The sequence below is a fragment of the Pseudomonas sp. lyk4-R2A-8 genome (assembly GCF_030209095.1).
GTDB lineage: Bacteria > Pseudomonadota > Gammaproteobacteria > Pseudomonadales > Pseudomonadaceae > Aquipseudomonas > Aquipseudomonas quebecensis.
Genome location: NZ_JARVSS010000022.1, coordinates 39,614 through 64,281 on the forward strand (window position 1 = coordinate 39,614; position 24,668 = coordinate 64,281).

The 24,668-nt window shown below is 61.2% G+C and carries 25 protein-coding genes; 11 read left to right on the forward strand and 14 right to left on the reverse strand.

Features of this window, described 5'->3' with window-relative positions:
- Positions 1–43: 43 nt before the first annotated feature.
- The gene (htpX, locus tag QRN10_RS19890) at positions 44–931 is read right to left on the reverse strand and encodes a protease HtpX (protein WP_181081576.1); all 888 of its coding nucleotides are present in this window, start codon (positions 929–931) and stop codon (positions 44–46) included.
- 304 nt (positions 932–1,235) lie between these two features.
- Entirely contained in the window at positions 1,236–2,447 is a 1,212-nt protein-coding gene (locus QRN10_RS19895) for a pyridoxal phosphate-dependent aminotransferase (protein WP_253511514.1), read from the reverse strand.
- Between the two features lie 202 nt (positions 2,448–2,649).
- Between QRN10_RS19895 and msrB the strand changes: the two genes are divergently transcribed.
- The 3 genes from msrB to QRN10_RS19910 all read left to right on the forward strand — a co-directional run bounded on the left by msrB (position 2,650) and on the right by QRN10_RS19910 (position 4,148).
- On the forward strand, positions 2,650–3,042 hold the full coding sequence (msrB, locus tag QRN10_RS19900) for a peptide-methionine (R)-S-oxide reductase MsrB (RefSeq protein WP_181081578.1): 393 nt from the start codon (positions 2,650–2,652) through the stop codon (positions 3,040–3,042).
- 132 nt (positions 3,043–3,174) lie between these two features.
- Positions 3,175–3,660: a glutathione peroxidase gene (locus QRN10_RS19905; protein ID WP_285428967.1), complete on the forward strand. Its 486-nt coding sequence runs from the start codon at positions 3,175–3,177 to the stop codon at positions 3,658–3,660.
- Positions 3,657–4,148 carry a MarR family winged helix-turn-helix transcriptional regulator gene (locus tag QRN10_RS19910; protein WP_285428968.1) on the forward strand — a complete coding sequence of 164 codons (492 nt, stop codon included), beginning with the start codon at positions 3,657–3,659 and terminating at the stop codon, positions 4,146–4,148. The genes QRN10_RS19905 and QRN10_RS19910 overlap by 4 nt, the downstream gene beginning before the upstream one ends.
- Here the strand turns inward: QRN10_RS19910 and QRN10_RS19915 are convergent.
- Positions 4,102–6,411: a hybrid sensor histidine kinase/response regulator gene (locus QRN10_RS19915; protein WP_285428969.1), complete on the reverse strand. Its 2,310-nt coding sequence runs from the start codon at positions 6,409–6,411 to the stop codon at positions 4,102–4,104. The genes QRN10_RS19910 and QRN10_RS19915 overlap by 47 nt on opposite strands.
- A 163-nt stretch (positions 6,412–6,574) precedes the next feature.
- Between QRN10_RS19915 and QRN10_RS19920 the strand changes: the two genes are divergently transcribed.
- Together QRN10_RS19920 and msrC are read left to right on the forward strand one after the other, a co-directional pair.
- Positions 6,575–7,465 (forward strand): ATP-binding protein, encoded by an 891-nt coding sequence (locus tag QRN10_RS19920; RefSeq protein ID WP_181081582.1) that lies wholly within the window; start codon positions 6,575–6,577, stop codon positions 7,463–7,465.
- On the forward strand, positions 7,462–7,944 hold the full coding sequence (gene msrC / locus QRN10_RS19925) for a free L-methionine (R)-S-oxide reductase MsrC (protein ID WP_181081583.1): 483 nt from the start codon (positions 7,462–7,464) through the stop codon (positions 7,942–7,944). Before QRN10_RS19920 ends, msrC begins: the two co-directional genes overlap by 4 nt.
- A gap of 21 nt (positions 7,945–7,965) precedes the next feature.
- Here msrC and QRN10_RS19930 read toward each other — a convergent pair whose 3' ends face one another.
- The 8 genes from QRN10_RS19930 to QRN10_RS19965 all read right to left on the reverse strand — a co-directional run bounded on the left by QRN10_RS19930 (position 7,966) and on the right by QRN10_RS19965 (position 16,777).
- A complete protein-coding gene (locus tag QRN10_RS19930; protein WP_285428970.1) occupies positions 7,966–11,601 on the reverse strand; it encodes a transporter substrate-binding domain-containing protein in 3,636 nt (1,211 codons plus the stop codon).
- An 8-nt stretch (positions 11,602–11,609) separates the two neighbouring features.
- A complete protein-coding gene (locus tag QRN10_RS19935) occupies positions 11,610–12,236 on the reverse strand; it encodes a response regulator transcription factor (RefSeq protein ID WP_181081585.1) in 627 nt (208 codons plus the stop codon).
- A gap of 257 nt (positions 12,237–12,493) precedes the next feature.
- Positions 12,494–12,889, reverse strand: a complete 396-nt coding sequence (locus QRN10_RS19940; protein ID WP_285428971.1) for a response regulator — start codon at positions 12,887–12,889, stop codon at positions 12,494–12,496.
- 173 nt (positions 12,890–13,062) lie between these two features.
- Positions 13,063–14,394, reverse strand: a complete 1,332-nt coding sequence (locus tag QRN10_RS19945; protein WP_181081587.1) for a deoxyguanosinetriphosphate triphosphohydrolase — start codon at positions 14,392–14,394, stop codon at positions 13,063–13,065.
- A 71-nt stretch (positions 14,395–14,465) separates the two neighbouring features.
- Positions 14,466–15,629: an EAL domain-containing protein gene (locus tag QRN10_RS19950; protein ID WP_181081588.1), complete on the reverse strand. Its 1,164-nt coding sequence runs from the start codon at positions 15,627–15,629 to the stop codon at positions 14,466–14,468.
- Between the two features lie 102 nt (positions 15,630–15,731).
- Positions 15,732–16,073, reverse strand: coding sequence for a hypothetical protein (locus tag QRN10_RS19955; RefSeq protein WP_181081589.1), 342 nt, complete (start codon positions 16,071–16,073; stop codon positions 15,732–15,734).
- A complete protein-coding gene (locus tag QRN10_RS19960) occupies positions 16,070–16,459 on the reverse strand; it encodes a phage holin family protein (RefSeq protein ID WP_181081590.1) in 390 nt (129 codons plus the stop codon). Before QRN10_RS19960 ends, QRN10_RS19955 begins: the two co-directional genes overlap by 4 nt.
- A 3-nt stretch (positions 16,460–16,462) precedes the next feature.
- Positions 16,463–16,777, reverse strand: coding sequence for an ElaB/YgaM/YqjD family protein (locus tag QRN10_RS19965; protein ID WP_034096616.1), 315 nt, complete (start codon positions 16,775–16,777; stop codon positions 16,463–16,465).
- Positions 16,778–17,122: 345 nt separating this feature from the next.
- Between QRN10_RS19965 and QRN10_RS19970 the strand changes: the two genes are divergently transcribed.
- Complete coding sequence (locus tag QRN10_RS19970; RefSeq protein WP_181081591.1) at positions 17,123–18,331, forward strand: ammonium transporter; 1,209 nt, start codon at positions 17,123–17,125, stop codon at positions 18,329–18,331.
- Here QRN10_RS19970 and QRN10_RS19975 read toward each other — a convergent pair.
- Complete coding sequence (locus QRN10_RS19975; protein WP_285428973.1) at positions 18,318–20,048, reverse strand: cation:proton antiporter; 1,731 nt, start codon at positions 20,046–20,048, stop codon at positions 18,318–18,320. The two genes, QRN10_RS19970 and QRN10_RS19975, sit on opposite strands and share 14 nt — an antisense overlap.
- Before the next feature lie 219 nt (positions 20,049–20,267).
- Here QRN10_RS19975 and QRN10_RS19980 point away from each other — a divergent pair, with 219 nt between their 5' ends.
- The 3 genes from QRN10_RS19980 to QRN10_RS19990 all read left to right on the forward strand — a co-directional run bounded on the left by QRN10_RS19980 (position 20,268) and on the right by QRN10_RS19990 (position 21,877).
- The gene (locus QRN10_RS19980) at positions 20,268–20,504 is read left to right on the forward strand and encodes a glutaredoxin family protein (protein ID WP_253512096.1); all 237 of its coding nucleotides are present in this window, start codon (positions 20,268–20,270) and stop codon (positions 20,502–20,504) included.
- 74 nt (positions 20,505–20,578) lie between these two features.
- Positions 20,579–20,914, forward strand: coding sequence for a hypothetical protein (locus QRN10_RS19985; RefSeq protein WP_034096620.1), 336 nt, complete (start codon positions 20,579–20,581; stop codon positions 20,912–20,914).
- 72 nt (positions 20,915–20,986) lie between these two features.
- Entirely contained in the window at positions 20,987–21,877 is an 891-nt protein-coding gene (locus tag QRN10_RS19990; protein WP_253511537.1) for a pseudouridine synthase, read from the forward strand.
- A gap of 56 nt (positions 21,878–21,933) precedes the next feature.
- Here QRN10_RS19990 and QRN10_RS19995 read toward each other — a convergent pair whose 3' ends face one another.
- Both QRN10_RS19995 and mobA read right to left on the reverse strand, forming a co-directional pair.
- Positions 21,934–22,155 carry a YgdI/YgdR family lipoprotein gene (locus QRN10_RS19995; RefSeq protein ID WP_034096622.1) on the reverse strand — a complete coding sequence of 74 codons (222 nt, stop codon included), beginning with the start codon at positions 22,153–22,155 and terminating at the stop codon, positions 21,934–21,936.
- Between the two features lie 80 nt (positions 22,156–22,235).
- On the reverse strand, positions 22,236–22,838 hold the full coding sequence (gene mobA, locus QRN10_RS20000; protein WP_266248626.1) for a molybdenum cofactor guanylyltransferase MobA: 603 nt from the start codon (positions 22,836–22,838) through the stop codon (positions 22,236–22,238).
- Positions 22,839–22,914: 76 nt separating this feature from the next.
- Here mobA and moaB point away from each other — a divergent pair, with 76 nt between their 5' ends.
- Both moaB and QRN10_RS20010 read left to right on the forward strand, forming a co-directional pair.
- The gene (gene moaB, locus QRN10_RS20005; RefSeq protein ID WP_181081595.1) at positions 22,915–23,454 is read left to right on the forward strand and encodes a molybdenum cofactor biosynthesis protein B; all 540 of its coding nucleotides are present in this window, start codon (positions 22,915–22,917) and stop codon (positions 23,452–23,454) included.
- Positions 23,438–24,664, forward strand: a complete 1,227-nt coding sequence (locus tag QRN10_RS20010) for a molybdopterin molybdotransferase MoeA (protein WP_253511544.1) — start codon at positions 23,438–23,440, stop codon at positions 24,662–24,664. The genes moaB and QRN10_RS20010 overlap by 17 nt, the downstream gene beginning before the upstream one ends.
- Positions 24,665–24,668 lie beyond the last annotated feature (4 nt).

The following is a 24,668-nucleotide window of genomic DNA, read 5'->3' on the forward strand; positions in this document are numbered from 1 at the left end:
AAGGGGCGATCAGATCGCCCCTTGTACGTGTCGCCCGTTGACCTCAGCCGCGACGGCGCAGTGCGTCGATACGCTCCTCCAACGGTGGGTGGCTCATGAACATGCGAGCCAGGCCCTGCTTGATGCCGCCATTGATACCAAAGGCGGTCAGGCTGTCCGGCATATGCACCGGCAGGCCCTGCTCGGAGCGCAGGTGTTGCAGCGCCGCGATCATCGCCCCCGTACCGGCAAGGCGCGCACCGGCTTCGTCCGCGCGGAACTCGCGTTTGCGCGAGAACCACATCACGATCGCGCTGGCCAGGAAGCCCAGCACCACTTCAGCGAAAATGGTCGCCACGAAGTAGGCGATGCCGCGGCCCTCTTCGTTTTTGAAGATCACCTTGTCGACAAAGTTGCCGATGATCCGCGCAAAGAACATCACGAAGGTGTTCACCACGCCCTGTACCAGCGCCAGGGTGACCATGTCGCCGTTGGCCACGTGGCCAATCTCATGCGCCAGCACGGCCTTCACTTCATCGTACGAGAAGCGTTCGAGCATGCCCTGGCTGACGGCCACGAGCGCGTCGTTCTTGTTCCAGCCGGTCGCAAAGGCATTGGCCTCATACGCCGGGAAAATCCCGACTTCGGGCATCTTGATGCCCGCCTCGCGGGACAACTGCTCGACGGTCTGCAGCAACCATTGCTCGTGCCGGGTGCGGGGCTGGGTGATGATCTGGGTGCTGGTGCTCATCTTCGCCATCCATTTGGAGATGAACAGCGAGAACAGCGAGCCGGCAAAACCAAAGACCGCACAGAAAACCAGCAGCTGATTGAGGTTCAGGTCAACCCCATTGGCCGCCATGAACCCGTTGAAGCCGAAAAGGCTCAGGGTGACGCTGGCAATCAGTACGACCGCCAGGTTAGTGGCCAAGAACAGCAGGATGCGCATCATGGTTGTAGAGTTCTCCTCATGCTTAATATGTTGCGTACTGCGGGGTATATAAGGTGCGGCATAGGGTGATTCAACCGAGCGACTATTTCAAACTGTGTCCTACAGCCTGAATGTAGACCCTTGAAGGGAATTTCCCACATGGAACATCGCCCGATATCGACCTTCTTTTGCCTTGCGGCCCTGTAATTGTAGGGGGATAGCGGCAAGCGCGAGGCTGGGGCAGTGCGCAGCAGGGCAATCGATATAGAAGTGTTGCCAGATGCTCGCCGTACGACTGAATGGAAGTCGCACGGCGGCATATTCGTTACTGGCGATAGGACTTCAGGAAGCTGCCGATACGACCAATGGCCATTTCCAGGTCATCCACGCGCGGCAAGGTCACCACGCGAAAGTGATCCGGCCACGGCCAGTTGAACGCCGTGCCCTGCACCACCAGCAGCTTTTCCGACAGCAACAGGTCGAGCACGAACTTCTCGTCGTTAAGGATCGGGCAGACCTTTGGATCGATACGAGGGAAGGCGTACAACGCGCCCATCGGCTTGACGCAGCTCACGCCCGGAATGTCGTTGAGCAACTCCCAGGTACGGTTGCGTTGCTCCAGCAGACGGCCTTGCGGCAACACCAGGTCGTTGATGCTCTGGTAGCCCCCCAGGGCGGTCTGGATCGCATGCTGGCTTGGCACGTTGGCACACAGACGCATATTGGCCAGCATGTCGATGCCTTCGATATAGCTCTGGGCGTTGTGCTTGGGGCCGGAAATGGCAATCCACCCGGAACGGAAACCCGCCACGCGGTAGGACTTGGACAGGCCGTTGAAGGTCAGGCACAGCAGGTCCGGCGCCAGGGACGCGGTGCACACATGCACGGCGTCGTCGTACAGGATCTTGTCGTAGATTTCGTCGGAGAACACCACCAGGTTGTGCTGGCGCGCCAGTTCGAGCATGCCCAGCAGCACTTCCTTCGAATACACGGCGCCGGTGGGGTTGTTCGGGTTGATGATCACCAGCGCCTTGGTGTTCGGCGTGATCCTGGCCTTGATGTCCGCCAGGTCAGGAAACCAATCGGCGCCTTCGTCGCACAGGTAATGCACCGGGTTGCCGCCGGCCAGGGTTACTGCGGCGGTCCACAGCGGGTAGTCAGGCGCCGGCACCAGTACTTCGTCGCCATTGTTGAGCAGGGCCTGCATGGACATCACGATCAGTTCGGACACACCGTTGCCCAGGTAGATGTCTTCGATGCCGACGCCTTCCACCTGCTTTTGCTGGTAGTACTGCATCACCGCCTTGCGTGCGCTGAACAGGCCCTTGGAGTCGCTGTAGCCTTGGGCGGTGGGCAGGTTGCGGATCACGTCCTGGAGGATTTCGTCCGGCGCTTCGAAACCAAACGGCGCCGGGTTGCCGATGTTCAGCTTGAGGATGCGATGACCTTCCTCTTCCAGGCGCTTGGCGTGCTTGAGCACTGGGCCGCGAATGTCATAGCAGACGTTGGCGAGCTTGTTCGATTTGCTGACCTGCATGGCGATGTGATCCTGAAAATGAACGATCCAGACGGCGCGGGCACTACCGTACTGTGAAGGCTGCGAGGTCCGCACCCGGAAATACGTTTGAATGCCGGTAGCGCGGGTGCCAGACTGGCGTTTTGAAGAGGCGCAATCATACGTGCCGCCTGATCCACGGAAAAGACACAGATCAGGGTTTTTCAGTTACCGAGGTGTACCGATGGAAAAGTTGCAGAAAACCGTTGAAGAATGGAAAGCGATGCTGGATCCGGAGCAGTACAACGTATGCCGGCTCAAGGGTACCGAGCGACCTTTCAGCGGCAAGTACAACGGCACCAAAACGGACGGCGTGTACCACTGCATTTGCTGCAATGCACCGCTGTTCGATTCCAAGGCCAAGTTTGACTCCGGCTGTGGCTGGCCCAGCTTCTATGAGCCGATCGCCGACAGCGCGATGGTCGAGATCCGTGACGTCAGCCACGGCATGATCCGCACCGAAGTCACCTGCGCCAAGTGCGACGCGCACCTGGGCCATGTGTTCCCGGACGGCCCGCCGCCGACAGGCTTGCGTTATTGCATCAACTCGGTGTGCCTGGACCTGGTGCCCCGTTGAAGTGAGCGGGCGCGTTGTTCGCGCCCCATGATCCGGCCTGATGGGACATGATCAGTGCGCTCAATTAAATTGTGTGCAATTGAATTGCTCGCTACTTTAAAACCTTCAACTTTAATAATCCGAGGCACTGCCATGAGCGACAACCTGCTGAGCATCCCCTGCACGACTATCAAGGGTGAGCAAAAGACCTTGGCCGATTTCGCCGGCAAGGCCGTGCTGGTGGTCAATACCGCCAGCAAATGCGGCTTCACGCCTCAGTACAAGGGGCTTGAGCAACTGTGGCAGCAGTACAAGGACCAGGGGCTGGTGGTGCTGGGCTTCCCTTGCAACCAGTTCGGCAAGCAGGAGCCGGGCGATGAAGGCGCGATTTCCGAATTCTGCGAGTTGAATTACGGCGTCAGCTTCCCGCTGTTCAAAAAAATCGATGTCAACGGTAGCGATGCCCACCCGTTATTCGTGCAGTTGAAAAACCAGGCGCCGGGACTGCTCGGTTCCAAGGGCATCAAGTGGAATTTCACCAAGTTCCTGATCGGTCGCGAGGGTCAGGTCGTCAAGCGCTTCGGCCCGACGACCAAGCCGCAGGACCTGGCCCCGGAGATCGAAGCCTTGCTCAAATGACCGAGCTGCCGGCCGTATCACTGGCCCTGGACAACCAGCTGTGTTTCAAACTGTATGCCGCCTCGCGGGCGGTGACCCGTGCCTATAAACCGATGCTCGATTCATTGGGCCTCACCTACCCGCAGTACCTGGTGATGCTGGTGTTGTGGGAGTGGCACGCCCTCCCGCCGGCGCATCCCACGGTCAAGAGCCTGGGCGAACGCCTGATGCTCGACTCCGGCACGCTCACGCCCTTGCTCAAGCGCCTTGAACAACGGGCCTGGGTGCAGCGTCGGCGCAGCGTCGGGGATGAGCGCGAAGTGCACCTGAGTTTGAGCGAAGCCGGCGTGCAACTGCGCGACCATACGCACCGCCTCAAAGCACGCCTGTTGTGTGACAGCGGCATCGACCTGAACCAGGCGGATGCCCTGCGCGATGGCCTGGACCAGTTGATTGGGCAGCTCAGAGAGGGTTCGTCATCGGCACCCATAGGTCCAGCAGCGCGTTGAGCTCTTCGCGACGGAACGGCTTTGCCAGGTAGTCGCTCATCCCGGCGGCCCGACAACGCTCACGCTCTTCGGACATGGCATTGGCCGTCAGGGCAACAATCGGCAGGTCCGGCCAGCGCCCGCTGCTACGAATCTGTCGGCTGGCTTCGTAGCCATTCATCACCGGCATATTGCAGTCCATCAACACCATGTCGAAGGTCTGCTGCTCCAGGCATTTAAGCGCTTCGCCCCCATGGGCGGCCACGATCACCTCGCATCCCAGTTTGCTGAGCATCCCCTTGGCCACCAATTGGTTGACCGGGTTGTCCTCCACCAACAGGATGCGCGCCCGGTGGGCCAGCGGGGGTGACTCCAGTTGGACCGGATCAAGGATCAACTGGCCATCGCTGCGCAAAGTACGTTGCAGGATCTGATACAGCGCGTTGCGGCTCAACGGGCGCGCCTGTTGCTGCAGGGGGGCGAGGGCTGCCACTTCTTCGCCGGGCATGAAATTGCCGTAGGCCGTCACCACCAGGATCGGCGCGGTAATCCCCGGCCGCAGACGGAACAGGCACTCCGGGCAGTCGGTGATCAGCAGGTCGGGGGTTTGCCCGGTCAGATCCTGGTCCTGAGGGTAGCAGCGCGGGGTCAGGCCCCAGTGGGGCAACAGGGTGTTCAGTAACTCTGTCAGGCCACTGCTGGCGTTAGTGATGGCGATGACTTCGCCGCTCAATGGCGGTGGCTGCACGGCGGGCGAATGGGGCGGCAGAGGCAGTTCGGCGCAGAATTGGCTGCCAAAGCCGACTTCCGAACTGATGCTCAAGCGGCCGTGCATGGCTTCGCACAGGTTGCGCGTGAGGGCCAGGCCCAGGCCCGTGCCACCGAACTGACGGGTAATGCCGGCGCCGGCCTGGGTGAACGGTTGGAAAATTTTTACCTGCGCTTCCTGTGCGATACCGATACCGGTGTCGCAGACTTCGATGCGCACCTTGGCGTCGCAGCTGCTCAGCCGCACATCCACGCGACCAAAGCGCGTGAACTTGAGCGCGTTGGACAGCAGGTTGCTGACGATTTGCCGCACACGCGTCGGGTCGCCCAGCACTTGGGACGGAAACAGAGGGTCGATCAGGCAGGTCAGCTCCACGCTCGGCGCGGCGTTCTGCGATAACAGGTTGGCGGTGTCCTCCACCAGCGCGCCCAGGTCGAACGGGATGCGCTCCAATTCCAGCTGGCCGGCATCGAACTTGGACAGGTCGAGGATATCGTTGAGCAACTCCACCAGCACTTTGCCCGAGTCATGGGCGATGGAGAGCTGCTGGCGCTGCTCGGCGTTCAGGGTGCTGTCCAGAGACAGCGCGATCATCCCCAGCAGACCGTTGAGCGGGGTACGGATTTCATGGCTCATGTTCGCCAGGAAGGCCGCACGGGCCTGGGCCATGCCCAGTGCATTCATCTTGGCCGCCTCCAACTCGTCGTTGGACTGGCTCAAGCGCTGGTTACTGGCTTTGAGCTCAAGGGTGCGGGCGGAAACGATGTCTTCCAACTGACCCAGATATTCCGTCAGGCGGTCTTCGGCGTGGCGGCGCTGCTGGATCTCGGTCTGCATGGTTTCAAATTGTTGGTTGGCCACGCTGACCAGAACGCCGATCTCGTCGTTTTCGTGCCCGGGCGGGCAGTCCACGCGGGTATGCCTGCGCTCGCTCAACTCGCGAATGATCCGAACCAACGGCTGGGTCAGCATCACGTAGAACAGGCCCAGCAGGATCCCGGTCAGCAGCAGGCTGCGTACAAAGCCGTTGAGCAGGGTGATCTCGGCCCGTCGCAGGAAACGGCTGCCGAAGGCGTAGGTGTCCACGTCCAGGCGCAGCACCCCCAGGGCATCGTTGGGCATGTGGCTTAAGTACAGGCGGTCTTCGAACTGGCGGTTGGCGCCAAACAGCAGGTCGCTCACGGTGCGGTACGTGCTTTCGCTGCGTGGCCGGCCGACGTCCGCCAGCACCAGGCCATTGTTGTCGATCAACTGCGCACGGATGATGGCGGGGGAGTGCAGCAGGCCCAGGGTCAATTCCTGCGCCAGCTCGGCGTCAATGTTGTAGGCAATGCGTGAGGCCGGGTTATGGCTGATTTCGATCAGCGAACGTATTTCACGGTTGATGGATGCGTCTTCACTGGCATAATCAATGCCGATTTGGATCAGACTGAGCAAGGTTCCCAAGACGAAACCGACCAGCACAGTCAATCGGGCTTGTTTATAAGACAAGCGGTGGGCGAACTTGATATCCATCGAGTGTTGAACCACTTCACGTTTCCCTTCGCCCGGCAAGCATAGCTGAACATCCACAGGCTCTGGCCTGCCCGGCATGAATCGTTTTATACGCAGCCTTTTGCGGACCGTCGCAGGGTTGCCAATACGCCATCTTTTGCAAAAACTTGCCAGAGGAATAATCGTGGATTCTCGATTGAACGCCTTTCTTGAGCGGGCCGACGCCGTACTTGCCCGCCTCGAACCCCTGTTGCCAGCGCCTCGCCAGCCTATCGACTGGACGCACTGCCTGGCCGCGCGCTGGCAGCGCGAAGGCCGCGCGGGGTTCCTGTTGCCGCTGGAGGTCAGCCTGGACATGCGTTTGTCCGACCTGATCGGCGTCGACAAGCAACGTGAGCAACTGGCCCGCAACACTCAGCAGTTTCTCGATGGCCTGCCCGCCAACCATGCGCTGTTGTGGGGTTCGCGCGGCACCGGCAAGTCGTCCATGGTGCGCGCCTTGCTGGCCCAGCATGCCGCGGCCGGTTTGCGCCTGATCGAAATCGAACGTGACCACCTGGCCGACCTGCCCCGCGTGGTCGAGCAACTGCTCAAGCTGCCGCAGCGCTTTATCCTGTTTTGTGATGATCTGTCGTTCGAGGCCGGTGAAAGCGACTACCGCGTGCTCAAGAGTGTGCTGGATGGCTCCCTGGAACAGGCGCCGGAAAATGTGCTGCTGTATGCCACCTCCAACCGCCGCCACCTGGTGCCGGAGAACCAGAGCGACAACGACAATTGGGCGCGGGTCGACGGCGAACTGCACCCCAGCGAAGCCGTGGAAGACAAGATTGCCTTGTCCGACCGGTTTGGCTTGTGGCTGTCGTTCTATCCGTTCACCCAGGAACACTTCCTGGACGTGGTGGAACACTGGATCGGCGAGCTGGCGGGCAAGGCCGGGTTGCAATGGCAGCGGGATGAAGCACTCGATATTCTCGCCGTGCGCTGGGCTACCGGGCGCGGCAACCGCAACGGACGTTGCGCGTATCAATTCGCCCGTTATTGGGTGGGCCTCAAATTGCTGGAGCGTCAATCATGATCGATTTGCAAAATGCCGGAACCGGCCTCGATGGCTACGCCATGCTCTGCGCGCAGCTGGAGTCGCTGTTGGCCGATGAACGCGACTTCATCGCCAACAGCGCTCAGTTCTCTGCGTTCCTGTTTCACCAACTGGACGACTTGAACTGGGCCGGCTTTTACCTGAACCGTGATGAAGAACTGGTGCTGGGCCCCTTCCAGGGGCAGATCGCCTGTGTGCGTATCCCGTTTGGCCGGGGGGTGTGCGGTGCGGCCGCCGCGTCGCGGCAAACCCAGCGCGTCGACGATGTGCATGCCTTCCCTGGGCATATTGCCTGTGACAGTGCTTCCAATAGCGAGCTGGTGGTGCCGCTGGTCAAGAACGGCCAGTTGATCGGCGTCCTCGACCTCGACAGCCCCAGGCTGGCCCGCTTTACCGAGCAGGACCAGCAGGGCATCGAGCAACTGGCGGCGATCTTTCTGCGCTTGACCGACTGCTGATTCGTTGGGAGCGTCCGCCCGTTAAGGGTTGTCCAACTCGTGGAGCTGCACCTGCAGCATTCTTTCCAGCTCCAGCATCAGCTTTTCCAGGGCTTTTGCGCCCGCGTCAACCAACGGCCGGTCATCGCCCCGGCCGCAGGCCTGTTCGAGGGCTTCGCACTGTGCCGCCAAGGCGCGGGCTTGGACAATGCGCGCGGCGCCCTTGATTTTGTGGGCCTGTTCGATGATGTCTTTGTAGGGGGCCTGCGCGCTCGTCAGGGCAAGCAGTTCCTGGCGATCCTGACGACTGCTGTTGAGCAGCTCTTCCAGCAGGCGGCGGCTCAGGAGCGGGTCGCCGCCGGTCAGGGCGTCGAAATTGCCCAAGTCGATGAGCTGCTCGGCATGACGGGGGCGGATCTTCGCCAGTTGCCGTTCCAGCGCCGTCAGGCTGATGGGCTTGAACAGGCAGTCGTTCATGCCGGCCTGGGTGCAGCGTTGCTTCTCTTCGGGCTGGGCGTTGGCGGTAAAGCCCAGTACCACGCAGGGAGGCAGTTGTTCGCGCTGCTCGTATTCGCGGATGGAACGACTGAGTTCATAACCATTCATGATCGGCATGTTGCAGTCGGCGATCACCAGGTCGAAATGCTCCTGGCGCCAGGCCTGGAAGCCGGCTGCGCCGTTCTGCGCAGCGCTGAACTGATGCCCCAGGTAGCCCAGTTGCTGGCACATCAACAGGCGGTTCGCCGGGTGATCGTCCACTACCAGCACATTGAGTACCGGCGCGGTCGAGGGCCTCTGTGGCTTGTGCTCTTCCACCGCCAGTTCCGGCTGCAGGCGCGTCATCTTCAGGTTTATATGCACCTGGGTGCCCACCATCGGCACACTGCTCAGGCTCAGTTGCCCACCCATCATGGCGCACAGGCTGCGGCAGATCACCAGCCCCAGGCCTGCGCCGCTCCTGGCCAGTTGCCCGGAGTTGTCCGCCTGGGCAAAGGGCTCGAAGAGGCGCAACTGATCTTCGCGACTGATTCCGATGCCGGTGTCTTCCACCACCAGTTTCATCTCGACCTGCTGTGCCAGGTCGGTCGGCAGTACCTCCACCTTGATCTTGACCTGGCCACGCTCGGTGAACTTGATTGCGTTGCTGATCAGGTTCGACAGCACCTGCTTGAAGCGCAGCGGGTCGATCAGCACTTCGGTGTTATCCAGGTCAGGCTTGAATTCCAGCAGCAGACTCAGGGTTTTCTGACGCGCCAGGCCATCGAAGACGCGCACCACCGACTCGATGACGTCCCGCAGGTTCACGCGCTCCGGGGCCAGGCTCAGGCGACCGGATTCAATTCGTGCAATGTCGAGAATATCGCCGATCAGTTCCAGCAGGTCCTTGGCCGAGTTGTAGGCCACTTCGATGGCCGGGCGATCCAGGTGGCCCTGGTCCGCGCGCTTGAGTGTGAGCTCGAGCATACCGATCACGGCGTTCATCGGGGTGCGGATTTCATGGCTCATGGTGGCCAGGAATGTGCTCTTGGCGCGGTTGGCTTCATCGGCGCGCTCCTTGGCGGCGCGCAGCTCATCGAATAATTGGCGTCGCTCGCTGATGTCGATCCAGCCGCCGATGATGCCCTGGACTTCGCCGTCGGAGTCGCGATAGGGCAGGATCCAGTGATAAATCGTGAGTTTTTTACCGCGGATGTGCAGGGTGCGATCCAGGATCAGCGGGTTGCCTTCGGCCACGACGCGCTGGTAGTCGGCATGGTATTGCGCCGCTTCCTGCGCTAGAGCGGTACTGATCTGCACCGCGCTCTTGCCGATCACGTCCTCGCGCTTGACGTCGAATACCTGCAGGTAGCTGTCGTTGCATGTCTGCAACAAGCCCTTGCGGTCACGTACGTAGATCGGATGCGGCGTTTCGTTAACCAGCGCGCGCATGAATTCGAACTGGTCATTAAGCGCACGCTCGGCCATTTTGCGATGCCTGATCTGGCGCCGCATGTAGGCGTTCCAGGTCAGCGAAATCAACAGCAGCAGGCCGGTGCCGATAATGATGCGGGCGATCAGTTCATGGTAGTTGCGCCAGTAGCTGTCGGACGCGGCGGTATAGCCTCGCCAGCGGCTGTTGATCACGCCCAGCTCATCAGGAGCGATGCTCAGCAGGGCCTTGTCGAGAATCGAACTGAGTTCGGTGGCGCCGCGTGAGGTCGCCAGGGCAAACGCTGCGGGCGTCGTGCCTATGCTGAAGCTGGTTTGAACCTTGTCCTGGAACATGGACGAGGAGAGGGAATAGTTGGCGACCACCAGCGTATTCACGGCGCCATCGACGTGTCCTTGAACCAGCAACTCAGTGGCCTTGAAGGTATCCCCGGTTTCAACCAATCGAATCTGCGGAAAGTGCTCGCGCAGGAATTTTATCGGCGGGCTGCCTTGGGTCACCGCCACCCGCTTGCCCGACATTTCCTCCAGTCCCATAGGGGCGTTCTCCTCCTTGCGCGTCAACATAACGTAGGAGTTTTCCAGATAGGGGCGGCTGAAGTTCAGTTGGTCCTCGCGTTCGGCGCTGGGGGCGATAGCGCCGATGATGTCGGCGTTACCGGATTCGACCTGCTCGATCATCTCGTTAACGTCACGCCCGCGCTGGACCTCGAAGCGCAGCCCGGTGCGCAGGCGAATCAGTTCCAGCAGGTCGGCGGTGATACCGCGAAAATTACCCTCGGCATCGAAGAATGTCAGGGGCGCGAAGGTTTCGTTCACGATCACCTTGACCACCGGGTTTTCCTGCAGCCAGCGTTCTTCGCGCGAGGTCAGTTGCAACTTCTTGTCGGTCAGCAGGATATCGCTGCCGGCGCTCCAGCGCTTGGCGATGGTTTCTCGTTCGCTGGTGGGCACCGCCATCAGCGCAGCGTCGACGATGCTCAGCAGAATGTGCTGGTGCTGGGCAATGGCAAAGCTGAAACCGTAGGCTTCGTGTTTGCCGAAATTGGCCATGTGGACGTTTTTCAGGTAGCCCTTGTTGATCATGTAATGGGTGGAGATAGTGTCGCCGAGGAACACGTCGGCCTGTTCGAATGCCACGGCATTCAAGGCGTTCTGGTAGGACGGGTAGGCGCGGATGATTGCGTTGGGGTACAGCTTCTCGACTTCGCCCAGGGGCAGGTAGTGATACACCAGGGCCAGGCGCATTCCCGCCAGGCCGTCGCTGAGGCTGCGGGTTTCGCCCTCGCGGGTCACCAGTACGGGCTGATCCACGGCGTAGGGTTCCGACAGACTGAGATTGGGATTTGCAGCTTCGAAACCGTTGGAAGAGCCCAGGAGGTCGACGTCGCCGGTTTCAAGGGCGCGGATGGCCGCCTCTCGAGTGGGGTAGCGCACCACTTTGATCGGCAGGCCCAGTGCCTTGGCCAGCAGCCCGGCGTAATCGGCGGTGAGGCCTTCATAGTCGCGTCCGCTGGAGGTGAGATCAAAGGGCGGGTAGTCAGGGGCCGATGTGCCCAGCACCAGTTCGCGTTTGTTCTGCAGCCACTGGCGCTGGGCCTTGTCCAGGTGGGTTTCCAGTTGTACCGAGCCTGCACGACTCAGTAAGTTGAAGTATTCCGGGCCGGTTGGAGGGGCAGCAGGCACGGCAATGCTGAAGCACAGACCGGCACTCAATATAATCAGATAGTCCTTTATACGCCTGGGCATCCGTCTTCTCACACTAACGCGTTTCGTTTTGCCATCTCGATAAGTTCTACCAAGGACTTGGCTTGAAGTTTCTGCATCAGCCTTTTCTTATAAGTGCTTACTGTTTTATTGCTGAGGAACATGCCTTTGGCAATTTCCTTGTTGGTGCGGCCTTGTGCAAAAAGTTGCAATACCATCAGCTCCCGATCATTTACCGCTTTGAACAGTTCAAGTTCCTTGGATACTTCGGCATCCGCGCCATTGCCGTTCAAGGCTTGACTGGGGAAGTAGTTGTAGCCCGACAATACGGCGCGGATGGCACTGAGCAATTCGCTCAGGTCGCCTTCCTTGCAGACATACCCATCGGCGCCGGAGCGCATGCAGCGGGTAGCGAACAGTGTGGGCGACTGGGCCGTGAGTACCAGGGTCTTCATCGAGGTATTCATGGCGTTGAAACGGCACAGCACTTCAAGGCCATCGAGCTTCGGAATGCTGATATCCAGGATGATAAGGTCCGGCAAGCATTCGCGGACCATTTGTATGGCATCGCATCCGTTGTCCGTTTCGCCCACTACTTTGTAGCCCTCATGTTCCAACAACATTCGGATGGCAAGCCTTATAACCGGATGGTCATCAATAATAAAAACTGTGTTCATGATTACATTTCCATGCAGGTGCAAATAAAGCGGGCACATTAGCTCAGAAGCGGAGCGAGGAGCATGAAGCCTGGGGTGGCTAGATATAAAACAGGAAAATTCCTACATTAAAAAAGGTAAAGGCCTACCGGTTGCTCAGGCTTGGTGAAGGGAGATAAGCGGATTTCGTAGATCGCCAGGCGAAATCTTGGCGCCAGGTGTTTCAAGGCTGCGCTGCGGAAAATTTTCCACGGGTTTATATGTTTTTAGTCCTACATTTATAACTTTGGCAGGGCCTTGATTAAATGTGTAAGTTCGTCCTTGTTCAACGGTTTTGGCAAGTAGCCCAGTAACGGCAGGCCGCGCTGTCGAGCCTGGTCGTACAACGTTGCCAGTTCTGTTGCGGGCAGTCCGCTGAGCAGGATCGCGGCGCTGATCAGGCGCTGCTGGCTGGCGATTTCAATCAGCTCGAGGCCCGGCAGGTCAGGCAGGCATTGGTCGCACAGCAAAATATCGAAGGGCTTTTCGGCCAGCGTCATCAAATGGATCGCCTGGGCGGCGTTTTCGGCCGGGGTCAGCCGTTCGAAGCCGAAACTGCGCAGCAAACACTGGGCGGCGATCAATTGAAAGGGATGGTCCTCCACCAACAGGATGCTAAGAGAGTGACTGGGCATAAAAAGTACACGATGAGTCGAGCGTCGAAGGGGGGCATGTAGGAACAGTTGGTAACAATATGCCCGAAGCGTGAGCGATTATTCTTCGAGGGGCTGTGCGAATTCGATCAGGCCGCTCTGTTCCCGTCGTAGGCAGATTCTGGTCGGGGAGCAGGCGGCTTGGTGGGGCATGATTATTGAGGGCTCGAACGCCCGGTCATTTCTCGCGCCATCTCGGTGGCATAGCTGTCGGTCATGCCGGCAATAAAGTCGATCATGCGCAGGAACGAAGTGTGCAGCGACCACGCCGGATTCGGGGCGTTATTGCCCAGCAGGTCGAGAATGCGCCGGTTCTTGAACGACGGCGTGCGCCCGCCATGTTGCTCGAGTGCCGCGCCGCAGAACGCATTCAGGAGAATTTCCAGAGTGGTGTAGGCGCCGATCTCGTGCAATGTCTTGCGCTTGTCCTGGAAGATCTTCTTGCGCGCCATGTCTTTGGCATCCAGCACGCAGCGTTTGGCCGGACCGTGCATATGTTCGACCAGATCGCCGGGCAGGGTGCCGGCCAGCAACGCATCCTGCTGTTCGACAAATGCTCGCGCCGCGGCGTTGGTCAGGTGCTCAATGGCCTTGCCGCGCAGGATCGCCAGTTTGCGCCGGCGAGAGTCCAGCGGCCCCAATTGACGATAAGTCTGAGGCAGGTCGTCGCCCACCAGATCGAGCAGCAGCGACTCGACTTCGGCGTACTCCAGCAAATCCATTTCCAGGCCGTCTTCAAGGTCGATCAAGGCGTAGCAGATGTCGTCCGCAGCCTCCATCAGATAGACCAGCGGGTGACGCGCCCACCGTTGCTCTTCCAATTGCGGCAGGCCAAGTTTGTGGGCGATTTGCTCCAGAATCGGCAGTTCGCTCTGGTAGCAGCCGAACTTGTGTTTCTTGTAGCCCAGGGAATCGGCGTGGCGGGCGGTCCAGGGGTATTTGAGGTAAGTGCCCAAGGTGGCATATGTCAGGCGCGTGCCGCCGTCGAACTGGTGATATTCCAATTGAGTGAGCACGCGAAAGCCTTGGGCGTTGCCTTCAAAATTGAGGAAGTCATTGCGCTCGGCGCTGCTCATGTCATCCAGCCAGCCGCGTCCGGCGGCCTGCTGGAACCAGTGGCGAATCGCATCTTCGCCGGAATGCCCGAACGGCGGGTTGCCGATGTCATGGGCCAGGCAGGCCGACTGCACCACCATGCCCAGATCGCTGGGGTCGCACCAGTCGGGCAGGGCGCTGCGCAAGGTTTCGCCGACGCGCATGCCCAGGGAGCGGCCGACGCAGCTGACTTCCAGTGAGTGCGTCAGCCGGGTGTGGATGTGATCGTTGCTCGATACGGGGTGTACTTGGGTCTTGCGGCCCAGGCGGCGAAACGCGCCGGAGAAAATAATGCGGTCGTGGTCTTTGTGAAACGGGCTGCGGCCCAACTCTTCCGGGCTGTGCAGTGGTTTTCCAAGACGTTCGCGGGTCAGCAGGGTAGGCCAATCCAAGGCGGGTACTCTCCGTGCGGTGAATGACCCCCCCAGCTTCCCGGTTCCTCTGTGGCGGGGCAAGCGAAAATCTACAGGCCGGCGGCGTCGATATCGATTAACAGCAAGCGCTGACCGTTATCGAAGAATTGTCCGGCGGTGAGGCAGTACTGGTTGGTGGTGGCATCGCGGTAGGTCGAAGACAGCGTCAGGCGGCGCTCCTCCCAGCCCTCGGCGAGCAAATGGTAAAAGTACGGGCGCCACGACCAGTTGTGGCCCAGGTAGCGGCTGTCGGCCTGCCAGGCGTCCTGGCGCCACTCGAAGTTGGGCGTCAGCTGGGTGCCATGAGGATCGCACTGATAAAAGCGCAGCAACCACGGGAACGCCGGCAATTGCGGTAATTGACTCAGCGGCGCCTCGGCCAGGGCCCAGTGCTGCAGAATATTCATCAACTCGGCCATTTGCTGGCGCAACTGCATGATGCGCGCGCGCTCCGCCAGTTTCTGCTTGACGTAGGCGCCGCGCAGTTGCGCAAAACGTGGCACGAAAGCGTCGGCGGCAAACCAGTCCAGCTGCGCCTGGGCGAACAGGTAACCCTGTACGTAACGGGCACCGCACTCCAGGGCAAAGCTCAACTGCGCTTCGGTCTCCACACCTTCGGCGATGATCCAGCAACCGGTCTTTTCCGCCATTTGCGCCAGTGCCCGTACCACCTCGCTGCTCGGTCCGCCGCGTGCGGCTTCCTGGAACAGGCGCATGTCCAGCTTGAGAATGTCCGGCTGCAACGCCAGTACCCGGTCGAGCTGGGAATAGCCGGCGCCGAAGTCATCGATGGCAATGCGCGCGCCCGCCTCGCGATAACGCGCCACCACCTCCGTCAGGCGCTGAATGTCGCCACCCAGTTCGGTGATCTCGAACACGATGCGTTGTGGGTCGACGCCGTGGCTGTGGATCTGTTTCAAGCTCGGCAGCGGCTGGCCGGCACGCAGGCGATTGATCCAGCGCGGCGAGATATTCAGGCTCAGGAACCAGTCCTCAGGCGCTTCATGCAGGCGGCTCAGGGCGTTGTCGCGCAGTTGTCGGTCAAGGCGCCGCAAGGCCACACCCGGCGTGCGCGGATCGGCGAACAGCGGGCCCACCGACTGCAGGCGACCATCCGCCAGGCGCAGGCGGCCGAGGGCTTCCACGCCGGCGATGCGGCCGGTGGCGGTGTCGATGAAAGGCTGGAAACAGGCGAGCGGTTGCCCGTCGATCACGGGGCCTCCTTAGAAGCGTCGGCGAAAAAAGGCCCGGCCCTCTAAAACGAGGGCCGGGCCGATTCTGTTAGCAAGAATGCAGCCAGCACGGGCGGGTGCGGCTCAGGGTTTGCGCGAGCGGCCCTGCATGGCCAATTTGATCAGAGGGATTAACCCGGCCCCCAATCGCACCAGGCGTGTCACGCTGCTGATACTGCCGCCCTTGGCGCCCTTGCCGGTGAAGAAACCCATCAGCGTCACCGCCGCCATGCCCCACAGCGGCGCGTGCTTGATGCCCAGGTTGTCCTGCCAGTTATGCCGCATGTCGCGCATCTTGTGCAGCGGCGCCAGGAGTTGATGGGACTCGTGGCGGATTTCCTGGCGGTGCATCTCCATGCGCAGGCGAATCAACGCCTTGCGCATTTCCCGCCGTGTGGTGGATTGCGGAACTTCAGTCAGGCTCATGGCAGCAGGCGCTCCCGGTCATTGGCCAACTCTTCGAGGGTGGCATGGAACGGCGTGGACTCATCGAACACCGCCGCTTTCAGGCGCACGCCACAGAAGGCTGCGGCCAGGCTGTAGAACACGCAGAGGCAGATGATACCGGTCAGACGATAGCCGGTGTCCCACACCAGAATCATCACAAGGGTCGACAACCCCACCAGCAGCAACAGCGCAAACACCAGGGCCAGGCCCGCAAACAACAGCAGGCTGACGGTGCGGGCTTTCTGCTCCTGCAACTCGATGCCGAACAGTTCGACGTGGCTGTGCAGCAAGCCCAGAACGGCCGCGCCCAGGCGTCGTGAGGTAGAACTTGCGCCCGTAGACGAGCCGTTTTCGCCGATAGACATAATTTAGCGCCTTGTAGCCAGCAGGCCGATCAGAAAGCCTACACCTGCAGCGATGCCGATCGACTGCCAGGGGTTGGCCTGTACGTAATCTTCAGTCGCCGTCACCGCCGCCTGGCCGCGCTCGCGTAGGGAGTCTTCGGTCAGTTGCAGGGTTTCGCGGGCCTTGAGCAGGCTCTCATGAATCTTGCTGCGCAGTTCATCGGCCTGGTCGCCGGCGAGGATTGCGGTGTCGTCCAGCAACTTCTCGGTGTCGCTGACCAGGGTTTGAAAATCCGCCATCAGTATTTCTTGAGCAGTCTTTGCAGTGGTTCTGGCCATGGGTATCTCCGTGATTGGCTGAGCGGTGCGTGTGGTTTCGAGTCACCGGCGTCGGTGAAGGTTCAGTGCAATTGTCTGGTACAGCTTTTGCTTTGCCTTGGTGCGCAGGCTCCGGGCCCGCACTGAAGACGGGCGGGCGAGGCGCAAACCTCGAAAAACCTTACCCTAAAACACTCTAACTCGCGGAAAAACCCTGTCGGCAATGGCCTGCTGTGCTGTTCGCTGCGCTAAAGCGGTTCACGCTCCCTTCAGAGGGGTGGTGCCGGTGGTGCCAATTTAGTGCGCGAACCTCTGGCTTGAACCGCTTTGGTGCTTTTTGCCCTGACTACAGGCCTGCCAATTTCCATGGACAATCTGCAACGTGCGGTGGACACCCTGGTCCATAGCTCCAACACCCTGTTTATCCTGATCGGCGCGGTCATGGTCCTGGCCATGCACGCCGGCTTCGCCTTCCTGGAAGTCGGTACGGTGCGGCAGAAAAACCAGGTCAACGCGCTGTCGAAAATCCTCAGCGATTTCGCCATCTCGACCCTGGCGTATTTCTTTATAGGCTATTGGATCTCCTACGGTGTGAGCTTCCTGCAACCGGCGGCGGTGATCAGTGCCGATCATGGCTACGGCCTGGTGAAGTTCTTTTTTCTGCTGACGTTTGCCGCGGCGATTCCGGCGATCATCTCCGGGGGCATTGCCGAGCGGGCCAGGTTCGCGCCGCAGTTGTGCGCCACCGCGTTGATCGTGGCTTTTATCTATCCGTTTTTCGAGGGGCTTGTCTGGAACGGCAATTTCGGCCTGCAGGCCTGGTTGCTGGCCTCTTTCGGTGCCAGTTTCCACGACTTCGCCGGCTCGGTGGTGGTGCACGCCACGGGCGGCTGGCTGGCGCTTGCGGCGGTGTTGCTGCTGGGGCCGCGCAACGGTCGCTACCGCGAGGGGCGGCTGGTGGCGTTCGCGCCGTCGAGCATTCCGTTCCTGGCATTGGGTTCGTGGATCCTGATCGTCGGCTGGTTCGGCTTCAACGTGATGAGCGCCCAGACCCTGGACGGCGTCAGCGGCCTGGTGGCGGTCAACTCGCTGATGGCTATGGTGGGCGGCACCGTCGCCGCGCTGGTGATCGGTCGCAACGACCCCGGTTTTTTGCATAACGGGCCACTGGCCGGTTTGGTGGCGATCTGCGCCGGTTCCGACCTGATGCACCCGGTAGGCGCATTGGTCACCGGCGTGGTGGCCGGTGGTTTGTTCGTGTGGTGCTTTATCGCCGCCCAGGATCGCTGGAAGATCGACGATGTGCTGGGCGTGTGGCCGCTGCACGGCCTGTGCGGCGTATGGGGCGGCATTGCCTGCGGGCTCTTTGGTCAGACGGTTCTTGGCGGATTGGGCGGCGTGAGCCTGATCAGCCAGTTGATCGGCACCGCCCTCGGTGTGGCCGTGGCGTTCGGCGGCGGGCTGGTGGTGTATGGCACGATCAAGCGCGTGCACGGGTTGCGGCTGAGCCAGGAGCAGGAGTACTACGGCGCGGACTTGTCGATCCACAAGATCGGCGCGGTCAGTCAGGATTGATCGGCGCCTCATCGTTGTCGCTGGGCGGCGCGTGAAAACCGTGCAGCAGGCGATAGCGGTTCTGTCGGACTTCGTCGACCCGCGCCTGCACTTGTTGGTCCGGCAGGCCCAGCAGGAGCAAGGCGTGGGCGGCCAGCATCAGGCTCGACTCCAATAGCTCGGGCACCACTTCAGTGGCGCCCGCGGCCTTCAGTTCGGCCCACTGGCTATCGTCGCGGGTGCGCACCAGGATCGGCACCTGGGCGTTGATGCGGCGCGCCTCTTTGAGTACTACCAGCGCGACATCACTGTTATCCACGGCTATCACCACCAATCGCGCGCGCTCCACGCCCACGGCGCTGAGCAGGGCACCGCGCCGGCAGTCGCCGTAGTGCACGCTGCTGTCTTCGGTCGCCACTTCCTGCACCCGTTCCGGGTCGTCATCCAGCGCGATGAATGCCTGTTGCTCGCGCCGCAGAAAGCGCCCGATGGATTGGCCGACACGGCCGTAACCGCAGATCACGGCATGGTTGCGCAGCTGCGCATTGAGCGCGGTGATGGTCTCCAGTTGCACCTGTTGATTGGGTTTGCGGTGCAGGCGCAGGGCTATCGCCGGGGCGGCGCGCAGCAGCAAAGGGGTCAGGAGCATCGAGCAGAATGTCGCGGCGAGCAGCAGGCCGTTGAATTGCTGCGGGATCAATTGGCTCTGTTGCATCTGCGCCATCAGGGCGAAGCAGAATTCACCGCCCTGGGCCAGGGCCAGGCCGCTGCGCCAGGCGGTTTCCACATCGCTGCCGCGCAGTTTGACCAGCACGGCCACCACACAGCCCTTGATCAGCATCAGCGTAAGGGTCATGCCGAGGATCAGCAGGCTGTGGCTGACGAACAGCTGCAGGTCGATGAGCATGCCGATGCTGACAAAAAACAAGCCCAGCAGGATGTCGCGAAACGGTCGAATATCCGCTTCGATCTGATGGCGGTAATGGCTTTCGCCCAACAGCATCCCGGCCAGGAACGCACCGAGGGCAGGGGAGAGGCCGAGCAGGTGAGTCAGCCAGGCGGTCAGCAGCACGATCACCAAGGCCAGCAATACGAACAGCTCCGCCGAGTGCGACGCGGCCACTTCATGGAACAGACGCGGCAGCAGCCAACGGCTGGCGAGCAGCAGGCCGAAGAACAACACCACGGTCTTGCCCAGGGTCAACGGCAACGCCACGTACCAGGCCTGGTCACTGCTGCCGGCGAACACCGGCACCAGGGTCAGCAGCAGTACCGCGACCACGTCCTGAAACAGCAGCACACCAATCGCATTCTGGCCATGACTGCTGAAAATTTCGCCAAGACTGCTCAGCTCCTTACTGACAATGGCCGTGGACGACAGCGCCAGCCCCGCGCCGAGCAACAGCGCAATGCCCGGCGCTACCCCCAGCGCCATCAAGGTCGCCCCCAGCAGCACGCCGCAACCCAGTACCTGCAGGCTGCCCAGGCCGAACACTACATGGCGAAGGGCAAGCATTTTGGTCAGGGAAAATTCCAGGCCCAGGGAAAACAGCAGAAACACCACGCCCAGCTCAGCGAGGTCCGGCAGCTCTTCGCTGTCGTTGACCCAATCGAGCGCGGTGGGCCCCACGGCCAGGCCCACGCACAGATAGCCCAGCACGGGCGGCAGCCGCAGCCGGCGAAACAGGGCAATCACCACCAGGGATGACGCCAGAATGATCAGCAGGTTGGCGAACACAAACCTCTCCGTTGCAGGGTAAGCGGACAAAAAGCCGCGAGAATGGCTGAATCAGTTATAGGCCATGGTGACGTGGGTCAGCTTTTTAATGATATGCAGCGTTTTTTTGTGGTGAGCGGGCTCATCACAAACGCTCGCTCACCGCCAACAATGCGCAACTCGCCACCGTCGGCAGGCGGGCTTAGAATGACCCACCTTATTCTGATCAGGCCTTCCGTCATGCGTCCTGAATGCCAGCTGTTCGGCACCCTGGGTTGCCACCTGTGTGAGATTGCCGAAGCCGAAATCATGCCGCTCGTCGAACATGGGTTGCAGGTTGAATTAGTGGATATCACCGATCCCGATGACCTCACCGAGGTCTACGGCCCGCGGATTCCGGTGCTTCGAAGGGTGGATACGGGGGCGGAGCTGGACTGGCCCTTCGACACCGGACAGGTGGTCGCCTTCCTTCTCTGACGTTCAGGCGATGGCGAGTTTCCAAATATTAAGTTACTGTATGTTTGTACAGCGATTGAATAGAGGGAACGCCCGTGGTGAATGTTGAACAACTGAAAAGCAGCGTCAATCGCATGTCCGCCGACATCGTGCGTGATGCGGTGAACGAGCTGCGCCTGGACGGCCTGGTCACGGAAGGCAAGACGCCGTTCAACAAAGTGCATTTCAATACCTGCTTTGCCGAAATCGAAGCGTTGTTCCAGCGCGCCGGCTATCACAAGCAGTTGGATGTGGTGGGTTATCAGGGCCTGCTCTACGCACTCTACGATCCGGGGCGCTGGGAGGCGGTGGACGTCCTGCGTTGGCTCAAGGAATTCACCGAGGCCGCCAGCGCCTCGCCGATCCTGCGCGCCGAATTGGCCAAGGCCTGAGATCCGCCCTAGGCTCGATCCCGCTCCATGCGGGATAATGCCCGCCGGTTTTCCCAGGCTTCGAGCGTCGTCATGTCCACTTCCGGTTTTTCCGCGTCCCAGCACCAGGCCAGCACCTTGTATCTGCCACCCGGCCCTTGGGCCACGGTGCTTGACTGCCTGTGCGCGCACTTCCCCGCGATCAGCCGCGACCACTGGCTGGACCGCATCGCTCGCGGTCGCGTGCTGGACATCGATGGCAGCCCCATCGACCAGGGCCTGCCCTACAAGGAAGGCTTGTGCATCTACTACTTCCGCGAGGTGCCGAATGAAAAGGTCATCCCTGTGGAGGAAACCATTCTGTATGCCGACGAACACTTGGTGGTGGCCGACAAACCGCATTTCCTGCCCGTGACTCCGGCCGGTGAATACGTCGAACAAACGCTGCTGCGCCGTCTGATTCGTCGCCTGGATAACCCGTCGCTGGTGCCCCTGCACCGCATCGACCGGCACACGGCGGGGCTGGTGCTGTTTTCGGCCAATCCCCACAGCCGCGCGGCGTATCAGCAGCTGTTTCCTACGCGCAGGATCGATAAGTTTTACGAAGCCATCGCGCCCGCGCTGCCGGATCTCACCTTTCCCTTGGTGCACAAAAGTCGTTTGGTGGACGGTGAACCGTTCTTTCGCATGCAGGAAGGTCCCGGTGTCAGCAACACCGAAACCGCGGTGGAGGTTCGTGAAAAAAACGGCGAGCTATGGCGTTACGGCCTGTTCCCGGTCACCGGCAAGAAGCACCAGTTGCGCGTGCACATGACCGCGCTGGGGGCGAGTATCTGCAATGACCCGTTCTACCCCGACGTACTCAAGGACGCCGTGGACGACTACGCCAACCCGCTCAAATTGCTGGCCCAGGGCGTGCGGTTTGCCGATCCGGTCACCGGCCAGACGCGTGATTTTCGCAGCCGCATCACCCTCGATTGGTAAACGGCGAAAACGACAAGGCCCGCGCGAGGCGGGCCTTGTAGGCAAACGTTTAAGACTTACAGGTCTTTAACGGTGCGAACCTGATCTTTGTTGATCCGGGTGTGCTTGCCGTCCAGCTGTTCGAATTCGTAGAAGCCCGAGTCTTCATCGTATTTCGGGGTGTCGACGGCCTGGATTTCACGACCGTCATTCAGGGTGATCACGGTAGGCGAGGCGCAACCGGCGAGGGTAGCGAGGCCCAGTGCGAGCATGAAAGCGGCGATGGTCCGTTGAGTCATGGGTGTGTCTCCGAGAGAATTCTTTGAAATTGCTGACCTTGTGACGCGTAAGGCGTCGCCAAAGTTCCTTGTACGAAAGTTCATTCTGACACGTCAGACTTCTGGTGCAACAGTTCGGGTGTGTTCAAGTTGGCCAGGCGTGGATCATTGGCCGGGCATTCCAGGCCCACGCCGCCCAGCTGCAGCAGAATTTTGCGCGGGCTGCGCTCGCCGGCCTGCCAGGCCTGTTCTACCGCGTTCTTGAGGTGAGTCGGGATGATGCAGATCAACGGCTCCCAGAATTCCCCATGGCGCACCATCACCGGCGACTGCGGGGTGCGTCGTGCCGTGTCACGCAGATCGGTCAGCAGGCGCGCGTCGAGGTGCGGCACATCGCAGGGCAACACCAGCAGGTGCCCGTGGCGCGCAGCGGCGAGCCCGGCGCGGATACCGGCGAGCGGGCCGGGGAAGTCCGCGCTGTCGTCGTTCACCAGTCGATCGGCATAGGCCGCATAACGGTCCTGGTTGCGATTGCAGGAGATGATCAAGTCATCGGTCAGCCCGCGCACCAGCCCGTGCACATGCGCGATCAGCGGCTGGCCGCGCCAGGTCAGCAGGCCTTTGTCCTGGCCGCCCATGCGCTGGCCGCGGCCACCGGCCAACAACAGAATCGAACAGGGCAATGGGCAGCAATCAAGGGACATGGTGGTTCCACAGCGGCAGGCAAAGGAGGGCCTGTGATATAACACTGGGCTGTTTCTTCGACAACCGGACCGTGCCATGAAAGCCAAGGTTGATGCGCCTTTTGTACCCCTGAATATCGCTGTATTGACCGTCAGCGACACCCGCACCCTGGACACCGATACCTCGGGCCAGGTCTTCGTCGACCGCCTGACCGCCGCCGGCCATCGCCTGGCCGAGCGTGTGCTGCTCAAGGACGACCTTTACAAGATCCGCGCCCAGGTTGCCCACTGGATCGCCGAAGACGTGGTGCAAGTGGTGTTGATCACCGGCGGCACCGGCTTTACCGGCCGCGACAGCACGCCAGAAGCGGTGAGCTGCCTGCTGGACAAGCAGGTCGACGGGTTCGGTGAACTGTTCCGCCAGATATCCGTGGCCGATATCGGTACTTCTACCGTGCAGTCCCGCGCCCTGGCTGGCCTGGCCAACGGCACCCTGGTGTGCTGCCTGCCGGGCTCCACCAACGCGGTGCGCACCGGGTGGGACGGCATCCTCGGCGAGCAGTTGGACAACCGTCATCGCCCGTGCAATTTCGTTGCGCATCTCAAGCAGGCTGAACCTTGTGAATCCCGTGGGTAAGCCCGGCAAGACCGGCGCCCTGATGCCGGTAGAGCAGGCCCTGCAACAGTTGCTGGACATGGCCGACGCCACGCCGATCCGCGCGCAGGAGACGTTGCCCCTGGGCGAATGCGACGCCCGCGTGCTCGCGCAGCCGCTGATCTCCACCCTCGACCTGCCGCCCTGGCCCAACAGTGCCATGGACGGCTATGCCGTGCGCCTGTCGGACTGGACCGGCGAGCCGCTGGTGGTGAGCCAGCGCATCTTCGCCGGTCAGGCGCCGCAGCCGCTGGCGGCCGGCACCTGCGCGCGGATTTTCACCGGTGCGCCAGTGCCGGCCGGCGCCGACTGTGTGGAGATGCAGGAAAATGCGTTGGTCCACGCCGATGAGCGCGTGAGTTTCAGCGAGCCCTTGCACCTGGGCCAGAACATCCGCCCTCAAGGCCAGGAAACCACGGTCGGCGAAACCGTGCTCGACGCGGGTACGCGCCTGGGCCCGATCGAGCTGGGCCTGGCCGCGTCCCTGGGCTGCGACCGTCTGGCCGTGGTGCGGCGTCCACGGGTGGCGGTGCTGTCCACCGGCGACGAACTGATCGAGCCGGGCCTGCCCCTGGGACCGGGGCAGATCTACAACAGCAACCGCCGCGTGCTCTGCAGTTGGCTGGCGCGGATGGGCTGTGAAGTGATCGATGCCGGGATTCTTCCCGACGATCTGGAGCAGACCCGAGGACGCCTCGCCGGGCTGGGCAGCGTAGACCTGATCCTGTCTACCGGCGGCGTGTCGGTGGGGGAGGCTGACTTCCTGGGCATCGCCCTGCGTGAAGAGGGCGAACTGGCGCTGTGGAAGCTGGCGATCAAGCCAGGCAAGCCGCTGACGTTCGGGCATTTTCGCGGCGTTCCGGTGATTGGGTTGCCAGGCAATCCAGCCTCGACCCTGGTGACGTTTGCACTCCTGGCGCGACCGTACATCCTGCGGCGTCAAGGCGTGGTCGACGTGGAGCCGTTGCGCGTCGAAGTGCCGGTGGGTTTCGAATGGCCCAAGCCGGGCAACCGCCGCGAGTACCTGCGCGGGCGCATTGAGCAGGGCCGCGCGGTCATCTATCGCAACCAGAGTTCCGGTGTGCTGCGCAGCGCGGCGTGGGCCGAGGGATTTGTGGAGGTAGTGGAAGGTACGACGCTTAACGTGGGGGATCGAGTCAACTTCATCCCCCTGAGCGAAGTCCTCAACTGAATAA